General features: G+C 46.0%; 13 protein-coding genes. 8 read left to right on the top strand and 5 right to left on the bottom strand.

The genetic code is table 11. The features are described 5' to 3' along the window. Window positions 1–238 precede the first annotated feature (238 nt). The 4 genes from LZG74_RS24235 (at window position 239) to LZG74_RS24220 (ending at window position 2,729) form a co-directional block, all read left to right on the top strand. Window positions 239–838 carry an RNA polymerase sigma factor gene (locus tag LZG74_RS24235; RefSeq protein ID WP_026632052.1) on the top strand — a complete coding sequence of 200 codons (600 nt, stop codon included), beginning with the start codon at window positions 239–241 and terminating at the stop codon, window positions 836–838. Then, window positions 813–1,061 carry a hypothetical protein gene (locus tag LZG74_RS24230; RefSeq protein ID WP_233799053.1) on the top strand — a complete coding sequence of 83 codons (249 nt, stop codon included), beginning with the start codon at window positions 813–815 and terminating at the stop codon, window positions 1,059–1,061. The genes LZG74_RS24235 and LZG74_RS24230 overlap by 26 nt, the downstream gene beginning before the upstream one ends. A 61-nt stretch (window positions 1,062–1,122) precedes the next feature. After that, a complete protein-coding gene (gene nth / locus LZG74_RS24225) occupies window positions 1,123–1,785 on the top strand; it encodes an endonuclease III (RefSeq protein ID WP_233799052.1) in 663 nt (220 codons plus the stop codon). 77 nt (window positions 1,786–1,862) lie between these two features. Then, window positions 1,863–2,729, top strand: coding sequence for an FKBP-type peptidyl-prolyl cis-trans isomerase (locus tag LZG74_RS24220; RefSeq protein ID WP_233799051.1), 867 nt, complete (start codon window positions 1,863–1,865; stop codon window positions 2,727–2,729). A 65-nt stretch (window positions 2,730–2,794) separates the two neighbouring features. Here the strand turns inward: LZG74_RS24220 and LZG74_RS24215 are convergent, their stop codons facing one another. The 4 genes from LZG74_RS24215 to LZG74_RS24200 form a co-directional block, all read right to left on the bottom strand. Beyond that, window positions 2,795–3,922: a DegT/DnrJ/EryC1/StrS aminotransferase family protein gene (locus LZG74_RS24215; RefSeq protein ID WP_233799050.1), complete on the bottom strand. Its 1,128-nt coding sequence runs from the start codon at window positions 3,920–3,922 to the stop codon at window positions 2,795–2,797. Continuing rightward, entirely contained in the window at window positions 3,849–4,517 is a 669-nt protein-coding gene (locus LZG74_RS24210) for an acetyltransferase (protein ID WP_233799049.1), read from the bottom strand. Before LZG74_RS24210 ends, LZG74_RS24215 begins: the two co-directional genes overlap by 74 nt. 98 nt (window positions 4,518–4,615) lie before the next feature. Then, window positions 4,616–5,290, bottom strand: coding sequence for a sugar transferase (locus LZG74_RS24205; protein ID WP_255699651.1), 675 nt, complete (start codon window positions 5,288–5,290; stop codon window positions 4,616–4,618). Next, window positions 5,220–7,628, bottom strand: a complete 2,409-nt coding sequence (locus LZG74_RS24200) for a thiamine pyrophosphate-dependent enzyme (RefSeq protein WP_233799048.1) — start codon at window positions 7,626–7,628, stop codon at window positions 5,220–5,222. The genes LZG74_RS24205 and LZG74_RS24200 overlap by 71 nt, the downstream gene beginning before the upstream one ends. Window positions 7,629–7,837: 209 nt before the next feature. On the opposite strand from LZG74_RS24200, the gene LZG74_RS24195 reads away from it, so the two are divergent. After that, window positions 7,838–8,233, top strand: a complete 396-nt coding sequence (locus tag LZG74_RS24195; RefSeq protein ID WP_026632059.1) for a DUF1573 domain-containing protein — start codon at window positions 7,838–7,840, stop codon at window positions 8,231–8,233. Window positions 8,234–8,340: 107 nt separating this feature from the next. On the opposite strand, the gene LZG74_RS24190 is transcribed toward LZG74_RS24195, so the two are convergent. Further along, complete coding sequence (locus LZG74_RS24190) at window positions 8,341–11,199, bottom strand: putative LPS assembly protein LptD (protein WP_233799047.1); 2,859 nt, start codon at window positions 11,197–11,199, stop codon at window positions 8,341–8,343. A 117-nt stretch (window positions 11,200–11,316) separates the two neighbouring features. On the opposite strand from LZG74_RS24190, the gene LZG74_RS24185 reads away from it, so the two are divergent. The 3 genes from LZG74_RS24185 to LZG74_RS24175 all read left to right on the top strand — a co-directional run bounded on the left by LZG74_RS24185 (window position 11,317) and on the right by LZG74_RS24175 (window position 14,854). Continuing rightward, the gene (locus LZG74_RS24185; RefSeq protein ID WP_026632835.1) at window positions 11,317–12,111 is read left to right on the top strand and encodes an N-acetylmuramoyl-L-alanine amidase; all 795 of its coding nucleotides are present in this window, start codon (window positions 11,317–11,319) and stop codon (window positions 12,109–12,111) included. 41 nt (window positions 12,112–12,152) lie between these two features. Then, window positions 12,153–13,118 carry an MlaD family protein gene (locus LZG74_RS24180; protein ID WP_233799046.1) on the top strand — a complete coding sequence of 322 codons (966 nt, stop codon included), beginning with the start codon at window positions 12,153–12,155 and terminating at the stop codon, window positions 13,116–13,118. A 122-nt stretch (window positions 13,119–13,240) separates the two neighbouring features. Further along, window positions 13,241–14,854: an acyl-CoA carboxylase subunit beta gene (locus LZG74_RS24175; RefSeq protein WP_233799208.1), complete on the top strand. Its 1,614-nt coding sequence runs from the start codon at window positions 13,241–13,243 to the stop codon at window positions 14,852–14,854. Window positions 14,855–14,873 lie beyond the last annotated feature (19 nt).

Genomic DNA, 14,873 nt, shown 5'->3' with positions numbered 1-14,873 from the left:
AACACAGCGTACAGCCAGTACACGTATATTCTTCAAAAGAGGGGTTTGTTGTTAACAGTTGTTAATGAAATTTATTTTACAAAAAAAAGAAACCTAAAGATTTGCAAATTCTTTTTCAAATCCATTTCTTTGATATGTATAATTCAAAATACAGAAAAGACAGTTCAATATTTCACTAAACAGAAAGGAGAAACAATATCGACGAACCGCTCTACGTTAACTAAATCGAATAGTAAAAATGGAGAAAGTCCAAGTTAGCGACAGTGAGTTGGTAACATTGTATATCCGCGGTAATGAAAAGGCATTTGAAAAGCTCGTTCAGCGCCATAAATCAAGAATATACACCACTATTTATCTGATTGTCAAGGACCAGTATGTAGCCGAGGATTTATTACAGGATACATTTATCAAGGCCGTTGACACGATAAAAGGTGGTAGATATAATGATGAAGGCAAGTTCCTGCCATGGATTATACGTATCGCACACAACCTCGCCATTGATTATTTCAGACGCGATAAACGCTACCCCAATGTAGTATTTGAAGATGGAAGCAGTGTTTTCAATACGCTGGATTTTTCGGAGGATTCCGTAGAGTCAATCCAGATTCGTCAGGAAACACATGAGCAACTGCGGGAGATGATCCAGCGGTTACCTGATGTTCAGAAGCAAGTCTTGATCATGCGCCACTATGAGGACATGAGTTTTCAGGAAATTGCCGATGCAACAGGAGTGAGTATTAATACGGCATTGGGCAGGATGCGTTACGCGTTGATAAACTTGCGTAAGCAATTCAACCAACGTGCCCCACAGTATGACAAAAACTTTTACCTACGATGACGTTGTAAGGTATTTATATGCCGAAACAACAGAGACTGAAAACGACCTGATTGTTGAGGCCCTAGCGCTTGACAATGATTTGATGAGCTTTTATCTGGACTCGCTCGACATTCAGAGCCAGATGGATAAAATCGTTCGGACCCCTTCGGATTCGTCGGTTGCGAAAGTTTTCAAATACTCCCAACAATTTTTACCAAAAAGACCCACCGCTCTTTCTTTTTAAGAGGTGGGTCTTTTTATTTAATTTGTAACCGCCTGTATTAATTTGCAGGCAGGATTTTCCTATGCTTAGAAAAGACCGATTCAAGTTCTTCCTTGATTATTTTACCAATAACTTCCCAGAACCTGAGACAGAGCTGCATTACGGAAGTCCTTATGAGTTGCTGGTTGCCGTAGCCCTTTCCGCGCAATGCACGGATAAGCGTGTGAACATGGTTACGCCTGCGCTTTTCGAGCGGTTCCCCGATCCGGTTGCACTGGCGGCCTCTAATGTGGAGGAGGTTTTTACATACATCCGCTCCATTTCTTATCCCAATAACAAAGCCAAACATTTAGTGGGCATGGGGAGAATGCTCGTCGAGCAATTCAATTCCGAGGTGCCCGCTTCCATAGATGACTTGCAGAAGCTGCCCGGCGTCGGACGGAAAACTGCAAATGTGATTGCATCCGTTATCTTCAATCAGCCTGCTATGGCTGTCGACACCCATGTTTTTCGCGTTTCACGACGCATTGGACTGGTTCCGCTTACGGCTACCACGCCACTTGCGGTTGAAAAAGAACTTTTAAAATATATTCCCAAAGATCTCGTTCATAAGGCGCATCACTGGCTCATTCTGCACGGGCGCTATATTTGCCTCGCCAGAACCCCAAAATGCATGGAGTGCCCCTTGAGGCCGTGTTGTAAATTTTACGAAAAGAATGTAAAAGTTTCCCTTTTTCAATCCTGATTACAACCATTTCAAGGTTACTAGCATCTGTGTTAATAGTATCAGTCCCCATTAATTTTAAAGAAGAAGGAAAAGAAATGAAGCGAATTAATTTATCATTGGTCATCGTATTTGCGCTGCTTATCGGTTTGTCGGGTTGTATGGATTCGGATGGTCCGGATGACACGGCAAAAGTGAAGGAAAACGAGACCGCGATCGAGAACTATCTCAAAACAGACAGTCTGGGATCAAAAGCAATCAGAGACAGCTCCGGCCTTTATTACATCACCCGCGTTGCGAACCCTAACGGCCAGCTTGCGAAAAGAGGAGATGCTGCAACCATCAAATACACAGGTTATCTGCTCGACGGGACCAAAGTGGTGTCGTCAACTGTGGACAGCAAGACAACTTTTACCTTCCCGGTTGAAGGTTACCTTTTCTGGGGTGGCATTGAGAGAGGGATATTTTTGATGAAGACGGGCGAAAAAGCAACATTCTTCTTGCCTTTTTATCTGGCTTCCGGAAATGTGGATAAAGTGAACATTCCGGCTTATTCGCCGATCCGTCTGGAAGTTGAATTTATTCAAACACGCTCAGAAGTGCAGCAGATTGATGAATTCATTGCCAAAAAGAATTACAAAAATTTTGAGCGGACATCTGATAACCTGATTATTATCAGATCAAACCAAGTAACCGGCGATACGATTAAAGCCGGAGAAGCGGTCAAAGTTAAATATGTAGGTAAGCTTCTGGACGACGTCAAGTTTGATGAAGGCACCAGCTCATTTACAACTTCATCAGGAGGCACTATTGCAGGGTTCGACCGTGCGTTGCGTAAACTACGAAAAAAAGAAAAAGCAATCATTATTTTCCCATCGGCACTAGGATATGGGAAAACCGGTAGGGGCGACAAAATTTTGCCTTACGCACCGTTGCAATTCGAAATAGAAGTTTTAGCAGATTAGAATTCGTAAGCATTTCAATATCAGTGTAAAATGTAATGTCCGCGGCATCGTTCGCGGACATTTTTTTATGCAAAAAGGTTGGTAATAACTTGGATAACGCGATGCAAATCATCCTCCGCCAGGCTGGAACCGGAGGGTAGGCAAATGCCGGATCGAAATAAGTCACCGGCAATGGTGCCCCCGAAATAAGGCGCGTCCTTAAACAAAGGCTGCAAATGCATCGGTTTCCATAAATGCCGGGATTCAATGTTCTTGTATTCCAGTGCTGCTATTAGTGTTTGGGGAGCGATTCCTGTTTGTTGGAAATCCAACGTTAGTGCGGTTAACCAGCGATTGGAAAAGCATTCAGGAGGTTCATTCTGAAATTGTAGTCCCGGTAATGTGCTCAATGTTCGTTGATAAAATGCGTAATTCGTGCGTCTTTGGGCAATTCGATCTTCCAGAACCTGCATTTGTCCTCTCCCTATTCCTGCGCAAATGTTGCTCAAACTGAAATTGTAACCGGTTACCGAATGCGCATAATGCGGTGCAGGATCTCTGGCTTGCGTTGCCAAAAACTTAGCTTTTTGAATAGCCGTCTGATCGGCCGACCACAGTGCCCCGCCACCCGATGTCGTAAGGATCTTGTTTCCGTTGAAAGAGAAAACACCAAACCTGCATAATGAGCCAGCCTTTTGCCCTTTGTATGCAGAGCCAAGTGCTTCCGCAGCGTCTTCGATCAATGGAATGTCGTAGTGATGGCATAATGTTAAAATCTCATCCATACGCGCGGGCATGCCATATAAATGCACGATAATGATGGCTTTGGGTTTTTTGCCTTTTCTGACACAATGCTTGATAGCGCTTTCCAAGGCATCCGGACAAATATTCCAGGTAAGTGGTTCACTGTCAACAAAAATAGGGGTTGCGCCCTGGTAGATAATCGGATTAGCACTGGCTGCGAATGTGAAGGACTGACATATCACGAAATCCCCTCTCGTGACGCCAAGCAAAACTAACGCAAGATGCAACGCCGCGGTCCCCGAGGACAGTGCTGCCACATGTCCGTAACCCATAAACTCCTCAATCTGCTTCTCAAAAGCATCCACATTCGCTCCGACCGGTGCGATCCAGTTTGTGTCAAATGCCTGTTGAATGTAACTCATTTCCGTCCCGCCCATATGTGGCGGGGACAGCCAGATTCTCTTTTCCATAGTGTGTTTGTTTAATGATTCGGGCAGGATTTCCGCGGGCAATGGCTCCATCGGGAATGTTTCTCGTAACAACGCTTCCCGCGCCGATTACGCAGTTTTTTCCAATAATAACATTGGGAACCACCACGCTTCCGGCGCCAATTAAGGTGCATTCGCCAATTGTAACATTACCACAAAGCACGGCCCCGGGCCCAATGTGAACGAAGTCCGAAATCCGGCATTCATGTTCGATCAATGCGCCGGTGTTGACAATGCAATGATTCCTGATATTTGTATCTGTTTGAATTACAGCCCGATGCAGTACTGCATTGCCGTAACCAAACTGAACATCAGGCGCAATGAGGGATGAAGGATGAAATGCATTGGCAAAACCGTGACTTACCTCAGCGGCCAGTTTCTTTCGGATCATATTATTGCCAATCGCAAGAATTAAAGGCTGAGCAGATTGCAACCCAGGATCATAATTTGAAACAGAAAATCCTGCACAAGTTTTCCCGACCGGATCATCGTCGAAGATCGCATGGATCTCAAATCCTGCATCCCGCAACAGGCTGATGATAATTTTGGCGTGGCCGCCGGCGCCGTAGATGAGCATAGTTGTTAGAAGTGAATGAGTGAATGAGTGAATGGGTGAATGAGTGAATGAGTGAATGGGTGAATGAGTGAATGAGTGAATGTTTGAATGTTGAAATTTTAGCCTTTGAATGTTTTAAATGGTGCTGATGAGTGTTCTGTTTGATTTTTGAAAATTGTTGAGCAGGTCAAATACAAAATCTTCATATCCAGCAAGAAGGAACGGTTCTCAACATACCAGACATCGAGTTCAAATTTCTTTTCCCAACTGATCGCAGTGCGCCCGTTCACCTGCGCCCAGCCGGTTAAGCCGGGCAAAACGTCGTGACGCCTGCATTGCTCAGCGTTGTAGATTTCAAGATATTCCGGGAGTAATGGTCTCGGGCCTACCAGGCTCATATCCCCTTTTAAAACATTCCAGAGTTGGGGGATTTCGTCTAATGAAGATCTGCGAAGAAATTTGCCGAATCGTGAGATAGACGGCGGAGCATTTGGCTGATATAAAGTGCTTTGAACGTCGGTTAATGTCCGGAATTTGTATATAGTGAAAATCTTCCCATACAATCCAGGCCTCAACTGACAAAAGAGAACATTGCCTTTGGTTTCCAACCAAAGGAAAAGAGAGATTATAAAAAAAAGCGGCGACAGGATGATTAGTCCGGTCGCCGCTAAAAATATATCTGAAAGTCTTTTTCCTATTTTGAGGTAGGCAGCATTAAACGCGTTAGAAAAGCTCCGGGTAATGTTCCGGGTTGGCTTCCTGCATGATCCGATAAGCTGCTTCAAAGATGTCATCTGCATTTGGTTTAGAGAAATAATCCCCATCCGATCCATATGGAGGACGGTGATCTTTCGCCGAAACGGTTATGGGTGCAGAATCCAGCCAGCGATAAACATTTTGCTTCTCAACCACTTGCTGCATCATATAAGCAGAAGCGCTCCCCGGCAAATCTTCGTCAGCGAAAATAACCCTGTTGGTTTTTTTGACCGATTCTCCAATGCGGCTGTGAATGTCAAAAGGCAACAAAGTCTGCACATCAATAACCTCTGCTTCAATGCCTGATTTTTGCAATTGAGCAGCGGCTTCCATTACTATACGGCACATTGAGCCATAGGTCACAATGGTAATGTCATTTCCTTCACGAATTATTTCAGGTTCGCCCAATGGGACGCAGATTTCGCCTATATTATCTGGAAGAATTTCTTTTTGGCGGTAAGAATTCAGTGGTTCAACGATCAGCGCCGGGTCGTCGCCTTTGATTAATGTATTATAAAATCCAGCCGCTTGCACAAAATTTCTTGGCACAATAACATGAATTCCGCGGAGGCTGCTCAGCATGGTGCCCATCGGCGAGCCCGAGTGCCAGATCCCTTCGAGCCTGTGCCCGCGCGTACGAACGATCAACGGTGCTTTTTGACCGCCAGCTGTTCGGTAACGCAACGTTGCCAGATCGTCTGTGAGCGTTGCTAGCGCGTAATAGATGTAGTCAAAGTATTGAATTTCGACAATCGGCCTCAATCCGCGCATGGCGATGCCAATTCCCTGGCCTACGATCGTTGTTTCCCGGATTCCCGTGTCGGTAATCCTTAATTCACCGAATTTTTCCTGCAAGCCGGCTAACCCCTGGTTTACATCTCCAATGAAACCGACGTCTTCACCCAATGTCACCACGCGCGGATCTCTTTCGAAAAGCGCATTGAAATAAGAACGAATGACCTCACGGCCATCAACGGTCGGGCTTTCTTCCGAGAATTCGGGTTTTACCGGGGGGACATTTAACGGCGAGTCGGCAGAATCGCTGTAAAGATGGGTGCTGAAACGCTGTGCATTGTCTTTCAGGCTATTTTGAAGGGAGGCTTTGAGCGCATCTTTCGACGGATTATCTTCTCTGCCGAGCAACCGCAATGCTTTTCGAATGCTGGAAACCATATCCCGTCTTACTGGTAAATATGTTTTGGAGAGTTCCAGGACTATATTACTCAGCTCATTGGCATGTGCGCTTGAACGCATGGCATCCTGCAGGAGCTGGATCGTTTCGAGATATTCTTTATCCAGTTCCTTGCGGTAAGCCTGCCAGGCTTGGTTACGGGCGCTATGAGCAGTTTCCTTGGCCTCAATTTCTATCTGTTCCAGTTCCTCGTCCGTTGCATAACCATTTTGCAGGATCCAGTTCCTGAATATCACATTGCAATCCTGGTCATTTTCCCATTTCAGGCGCTGCTTGGATTTGTATCTCTCGTGAGAGCCCGAAGTGGAATGTCCCTGTGGTTGGGTGAGCTCGGTAACATGGACTAAAACAGGAACCTGCTCTGCCCTGCAAAGCGCTGCGGCCCGCTGGTATGTCTCGATAATGGCCGGATAATCCCAGCCTTTTACAGTAAATATTTCCAATCCCGGCTCTTCCTCATTGCGCTGCAAACCTGCCAGCGCTTTGGAAATGCTGGACTTTGTAGTTTGATATTCAACAGGAACTGAGATGCCATAACCATCATCCCAAACCGAAGTCAGCAATGGAATTTGCAAAACACCGGCCGCATTCATTGCTTCCAGGAACATGCCCTGAGAAGTTGAAGCGTCACCGATCGTTGCGAAAACAATTTCATTTCCCTGACGTGTAAAGTTGGTCAGATCGTGCAGGTCTTTATTGTTCCTGAATAATTTTGAAGCGTATGCAAGCCCCACAGCGCGTGGAATCTGGCCTGCCGTTGAAGAAATATCGCAAACTGAATTATAGAGTTTTGTCTGGTCCAGCCACTGGCCTTCTTCGTCCAGCCACCGCGTAGAAAAATGGCCGTTCATGGACCTCCCGCCGGTGCTAGGCTCGTGTTCGAGATCGGCGTGGGCGTACATTTGTGCGAAAAACTGTTGCCATGTAATGTTGCCAAGCGCCGCCTCAATGGTCTGGTCGCGGTAGTATCCCGAGCGAAAGTCACCCAGCTGAAAGGCCCTCGATAATGCGATCTGAGCTACTTCCTTACCATCTCCAAAAATGCCAAATTTCGAACGTCCACCCATTGTGTCCTTCCTTCCCAGCAAACTCACCTGACGACTTTCGCACGCAAGGCGATAGTCTTTGGTGATACTTTCCTTACTCAACACACTGGAACCGGTCAAACTATCATTTTGAAGCATAAGCAAAATTTACTTGGAATTAATCCGTAGTTAAATTACGTTTTTTTGAATGCAAGCCAAAATTATGCAGGAAAATAATAAAGACCGCAGCAGCGCGTATAACTTTCGGCCGCATTGTTAATATTGGTTAATGATTATTAAATTTAAGTTTTATAACTTAATCTTGTTTGCTAGTTACTTTTTTCACCACTAAATGTATAGTTAGTATCATGAAAGTATTTTTTTCCGCGCTGGTTTTATTGGTAGGCTTGTCCACCGTTAGTTTTGCGCAAAAAGGTGTGTTGAAATTCAAAGAAGAAACGCACAAATTTGGTAAAGTGCCACAAGGAACGCCTGTAACACACGAGTTTGTATTTACTAACACAGGTTCCGATCCGGTTGTACTTTCTAACGTAACCGTATCTTGCGGATGTACAACGCCGGTTTGGTCAAAAGACCCCGTGCTTCCAGGTAAAACAGGTTCTGTAAAAGCTACATTCAACGCAGCCGCAGCAGGTCCGTTTAATAAGCCTGTAACTGTTTTCAGCAACACCGAAGGAGGTTCGATTACATTATACCTGAATGGTGAAGTTGTTCCGAAAGCAGCAGCAAAATCTTCAAAATAACCGTTAACGGTTATTTAATTAAAATGGCAGTCCGGGGAGGGCTGCCATTTTTTTTGCTTTAAATGAATGTTGTGTTAGTGGCCTGAGCTCAATGTGAACCCCTCATGCTAGTAAGCAGACCTGTCGTAGAACGAACGGCGGCGGGTCACTTTCAAATCCTGCAGAATGCTGGATTTTACTTTCAATGTGAAGTTGTAATTGCTTACACGTGAAGCACTTCCCGCAAACGGCGTCCAGCTGAAACTCATATCCCAGCAATGCAGGTCGCGGTAAAGGGTTAAGGACGTGATTGTAGGCTCAAATGCAGTGAAGTCGAAGCCCGTATTTACACTGACTTTGAAGTTTTTAGACAAACTGAGGTCCCCCGTAACCTGAACGGCCTGAATGAGTTGCGCTCTGGAAAGTCCGGGCTTGGTGAGGCCGAAGTTATAGTTCAGCGACACATTCCAGGGAATATTGAAATCTACATAGAGTTCCGGGTTTTGGGCGATAAACTCACGCTGCTCCTCAGTAACGGTCGGGTTTCCGTTCGCTGGTGGCACCACAGGTTTTGTTTTGTCAGAGCTTTTCGGTGCAAAACTGGTCCCCAATGTAAAGCCCAGGTTTTGCAGGTTCGCCAATCCCTGACCTTGCGTAACGGCATATTTATTCACCCTCGTTCCCACCTGATTGCTCAACACCCGTGGATTCGCCTCATATGCGTAAGGATCCAGGTTCATATTGAAGTTCAAGTTCAGGTTTTTACCAATTCTTGCATTGGCGTTCACCGTAATGTTGGACAGGTTCAGCGAATCGGCCAGCAGGTTGTAATTTCCCCCCAAACTCAGGTTATCCAGCAACGACACTTTTTCAAACTGTTGCGCAGCCGTGTCGCTTTTTGTTTTGAGTTTCATTTCAAATGAGTTGTTCAAACTAAAAGAAACGACACTCGAAGCCTGCCCGTTGCTCACGCCTGTTCCCACACCCCTGAACCTGGATAATGAGTATTCCCGGTCCAGGCCGCGGTTTTTAATGTTTACTTTTTGATAAAAACCAAAAGCATCACCCGTGAAATCCGGCGTGTAAGTGAATGATAATGAAGGGATAACCGTGTGGCGGATTGCTTCCAGACGCTTGCCTTTAACGAAGAATGTTCCGTAAAAACGCGTATTGACACCCGCACCGAAGTTGTAAGAATATTCCGTTCCGGCCTGCCTTAATGTATCAATGCGGACCTGGTTTTTCTCAACCGAGTAAGCGTATTGTTTGGTAAAAACTTCACCTTGCAGGGAAAGGCTCGGCGTAACATTCACGAATCGCAAAACTTTAAAGTTAGGAAGCGAAATCGGCAGGCTGTAACGGCCCGTGAACTGCGCATCCTTCAACATTTGGGGAAGGTTATTAAGATTAAATTCAACTACTTTGGTTTTGTTAGCGCGTGTCGGATCAACGTTGTTAATGATCGAGAAGCCCAAGCTTGATGAAGAAGTATCTATCGCAGTCAGCGAGTTGGTCAATGCGTAGTTACCACTGAAATCGAGTCCCAGACGGAAGCTTTCATACCAGCGTCCCCGCCCGCCTTTTAATGCGAAAGGCGCAATCTGGTTTACGCCAAAGCTGAAATCGGTCGAAACGTTGGTCTTACCATTTTTCTTTCTTCCGTCAGCAGGATCAATTTGCCCGAAATTCTGGTTTACACGCAAACTCGCCGCAGCGCGCATGAACTGCCCGAAAGTACGGTTATACTGAACAGACGAACTTGCGACATTGGAAATGTATTTATTGGTTTCAAATTCCTGTAACTGGTTGTAGCTGTTGCTGCTCACATTCACATTTGCAGAAAACTGCGAATTCCCGCGCGGCCTCGGCGCATGCGACCATATAATGCTGAAATCATTGGTTTGTCCGCGGCCAAGATCCCTGTCCACCTCGTCACTCGACTTATTTTTATTGAACCGCAATGCGAAATTACCATTGTACTGGTAACGCCTGGAATACGTGGAAGCCACGCCCAAACCCCAGCTTCCGGTTGAGTAAATCTGCCCAGTTACGGATGCATTGATGTATTCACTGATTGCAAAGTAATAACCACCTTCCCGCAGGTAAAACCCGCGTCCGTTAGGCTCCTCACCATACGTAGGGAAAAGGATCCCGGAAGTTCCGTTTTCTTTCTTTTTTGGAAAAGGGAAAAACCCGAAAGGAAGCGCAATAGGCAACGGAACATCGCTGATTACCAGGTTGAATGGCCCGGAAATAACCTGTTTTTTATTCACCATTTTTATCTTCGGCGCATTGATGTAGTAATGCGGATGTGTCAGATTACAGGTCGTATACATGGAATGGCGAATGTAAAAATTGCCTTCCGCATCCTTTTTTACCTTTTCACCACGAATGTTCCCATCCCCTTCCTGCGTTACAATGCCCTGAATCAAGGCCTTTTTTGTTTTGAAATTATACCGGATCTCTTTGGTATTATAAGTCTCCGGCCCATCCTGAAATATGGGATCGCCGATCGTTTTCTTTGAAGTAGAGTCGGCAGGATCGGGGGTTCCAACGGCGTAAACTTCATTGGTGATCCAGTTGAGCCGTATATAACTGGCTTTCAGGTTAATGGTCCCGTAAGTTACTTCTGCATTTCCATATAAATGGACCTGCTTTAAAACCGCATCCGTGATCGTTGAATCCTCTGACGTATATTTAACAGTGTTTTGAAGATCGTCCGGATTTGATAAAGAGTCTACGGCAGTGGAATCTGTTAATCCTTTGTTAGTGAGGGAAGTATCGCCCCGTGCAATTGCACCATTAACGGACGCAGCATTCTTCCCGGCAACGGTTGTGTCGATGCCAGCTTGTTTTTTTACAGCAAGGAGAGAGTCCGCTGTCTGTTTGGCAGAAGTTGTGACGTTCGGCTTACCCTGATTTTTCCCGGTTCTCTTAGTGCGTTGCTGTACACAGGCGACTGTGCTGAATATAAGAAACGCTGCCACTACTGACGATATAATAATCGCCTTTCTTTTCAGTTCTAACAAATAGCGTATTTTTGCATAACGAATTTCAAAATTAGCAGAGAAACCTCTAACGAGTAACGCCCTAATTAAAAAATAATGTTAAAAGTTCTTAAATTAGTAATTGTAGTAAGTGTCCTTTTTGTAAGCCTCGCTTTTGTAATTCAAGATGATGCCGCACCGGCCAGATCCAGCAAAGTAAAAACGGTGGTCATCGACGCAGGCCATGGCGGTAAAGATCCCGGGACGCGCGGACGTGTTACCAAAGAAAAAGACGTAGCACTGGCAGTTGCACTTGAACTCGGGCGAAAGATCAAAGAAGAAACTCCGGAAGTAAAAGTACTATATACCAGATCAACTGACGTTTTTATTGAATTAGGTGAGCGCTCTGCTTTTGCAAACCGCAACAATGCCGACCTTTTTATTTCGGTCCATTGCAATGCAACACCGAGCTCCCGGTCCGTGAGAGGAACGGAAACATTCGTGATGGGTTTGCACAAAACACAAGGAAACCTGGACGTTGCGAAGCGTGAAAACTCGGTTATCTTGCAGGAAACGAACTATAAGCAAAAATACAAGGGCTTCGATCCAAACTCACCATTGGCGCACATCATGCTCGCCAACTACCAGAGTGCATTTATTTCCAGCAGCCTTCGCCTCGCAGATCTGATTGAAAAGAAATTTCAATCTGTGTCCGATCGCGACAGCCGCGGTGTAAAACAAGCCGGGTTTTTAGTGTTATGGAGATGCGCTATGCCCAGTGTTTTAATCGAAACAGGCTTTTTATCCACGCCGGATGAAGAGGAATATCTGGGTTCAGAAGAAGGCCAGAAAGAAGTGGCTGAATCCATTCATCAGGCGTTTATGGCATACAAGAAAGATATGGACCGGTAAATACGGCGATATCTTATATTTCGAGTTCAATACATTAGCCCATGAAAATATCAAGAGAAGCAAAAGTTGGGATAATGGCCGTTTTCGCCATTGTCATGTTATATTTCGGCTTTCACATCCTAAAAGGCTCCGACGTTTTTTCCAGAACACATCAGTACTACGTGGTTTACGACAACATTGACGGTCTGACAGCCTCCAATCCGGTGCTGCTGAATGGTTTGAATGTGGGCCGTGTGCAGGAAATCAGGTTATTGCAAAATCAAAAGAACCGGTTGCTGGTAAGCATCGATGTGCAGAAAAGTATTGTTATTCCTGCTGGAACGGCTGCAATCCTCGCCGATGGCGGTTTACTGGGCGGAAAAGTCGTTAATCTCGCCATGGGGACCGGCCCGGCTTTGCAGGATGGTGATACGTTGGTTTCGCGAAAGGAAGCGGGCATTTCCGCCGTTTTGCAGCAGCAGGCATTACCGCTCGTAAATCACGCCGATTCGCTCATTAAGAACCTGGATGTAGTGGTAATGGGGTTTAAAGAAACCGGTTTGATCTTGAACCAGGTTTTGAAGAACTACAACCAGACTGGGACGAATTTGCAGGGGTTACTGAATGAAAACCGCGCTAATCTGGTCGCCCTGACCTCCAATCTGAACAAACTTTCCACTTCCCTCGTCGAAACAGAAAAGGAATTGAAGCCTCTTTTGGCCAAAACAGGCACATTAGCAGACTCGCTTAATGCTTTGCGGCTGGGCGAAACGGTGCAGAACGCAAATAAGACCATTGGCGAACTGCATACCTTGCTGGCAAGCGTGGAATCGGGCAAAGGCACTGCCGGAAAGCTCATTAAGGACGGAACGCTTTACAATAACATTGACCGCACGATGGTAAGCCTCAACAAGCTGTTGACCAACCTCCGCGAACATCCGAAGCGTTACATTAACATTTCCGTTTTTGGTAAAAAAGACAAAGGCCCGTCCGAATCCCCGCTCGACACGACCACGGTCATCAAATAGACATTTCAGTTTCAGGCATTTTCAAATAAAATTAAAGTCGTTTGCTTACGGGTAAACGACTTTTTATTTTTGAAAATAAACCTGACCTTCCGGCCAGCGGCGCATTACATTACTTCATCAATATGACCAGTCAAGAAAGTCTTCCCCATTTGATCCAGGTTCTTCAAGAAAAATTCGAGCAGGTAAAACTCGGCGGCGGTCAGAAGAAAATCGAGGCCCAGCATAAAAAAGGCAAGCTCACAGCGCGCGAACGCATTGCTTACCTGGTCGATACGGATTCTTATTTTCTGGAAATCGGTGCATTCACTGCGGATGGCATGTATGCGGATGAAGGCGGTTGCCCGTCCGGTGGCGTGGTTGCTGGAATTGGTTATGTTTCGGGAAAACAATGTATGATCGTGGCTAATGATGCCACGGTAAAAGCAGGCGCATGGTTTCCTATTGCGGCCAAAAAGAATCTTCGTGCGCAGGAAATTGCGATGGAAAACCGCCTGCCGGTCATTTATCTCGTGGATAGCGCGGGCGTTTATCTGCCTATGCAAGCCGAGGTTTTTGCTGATAAGGAGCATTTTGGAAGGATTTTCAGGAATAATGCGCAAATGTCAGCGATGGGAATCGTTCAGATTTCGGCTATTATGGGCAGTTGCGTGGCTGGCGGGGCTTATCTACCGATCATGTCCGACGAAGCATTCATTGTCGAAGGCACAGGTTCGGTTTATCTGGCGGGTCCTTATCTGGTCAAATCCTCCATAGGCGAAGATGTGGATTCCGAATCATTGGGTGGCGCATCCATGCATTGCGAAATTTCCGGCGTCACCGACAACAAGTTTCCCGATGATAAATCCTGTCTGGACGCTATTAAGCGCCACATTGACAAAATAGGAAGGCCCGCTTCCGCAGGTTTTGACAAAAAACCAACGATGCAACCCAAACGCAATCCCGAAGAAATTTACACATTGCTTCCCACCGACCGGCTCAAACCCTACGACATGCGCCACATTTTGGAATGCATTGTGGACGACTCGGAACTCGACGAACACAAGCCCGATTACGGCAAAACATTGATTTGTGCTTATGCCCGCGTGGATGGCTGGGCTGTGGGAATCGTGGCGAATCAGCGCAAAATGGTGAAATCAGGCAAAGGCGAAATGCAGATGGGCGGCGTGATTTATGGTGAATCTGCTGATAAGGCAGCGCGGTTTATCATGAATTGCAACCAGAAAAAAATCCCGCTCATCTTCTTCCACGACGTAACTGGCTTCATGGTAGGAAGCCGTGCCGAGCAGGGTGGGATCATTAAGGACGGCGCTAAAATGGTGAATGCAGTCGCCAATTCTGTGGTGCCTAAATTCACATTCATCGTAGGGAATTCTTATGGCGCAGGCAATTATGCCATGTGCGGAAAGGCCTATGATCCGCGGTTGATCTTCGCATGGCCCACGGCTCAAATGGCGGTGATGAGCGGCGCAACCGCAGCCAAAACGCTGCTGCAAGTGCAAACAGCAACATTAAAAGCAAAAGGCGAAACCATTACGCCCGAAGCCGAAAAAGCATTGCTCGACGAAATCACAGATCGCTACAACCAGGAATTATCTCCTTATTACGCCGCGGCACGGTTATGGGTCGACGGCATCATTGATCCGGTGGAAACCCGGAAAATTATCTCCATAGGCATTGCAGCCGCAGATCAGGCTCCCATCGAGAAACCTTTTAATGTGGGTGTGATGCAGGTTTAATTAAAAAACGTCCATTATT

It is taken from the genome of Dyadobacter sp. CY327 (genome assembly GCF_021390415.1).
Classification (GTDB): Bacteria; Bacteroidota; Bacteroidia; order Cytophagales; family Spirosomataceae; genus Dyadobacter; species Dyadobacter chenhuakuii.
This window is presented reverse-complemented; position numbering and strand designations above follow the sequence as displayed.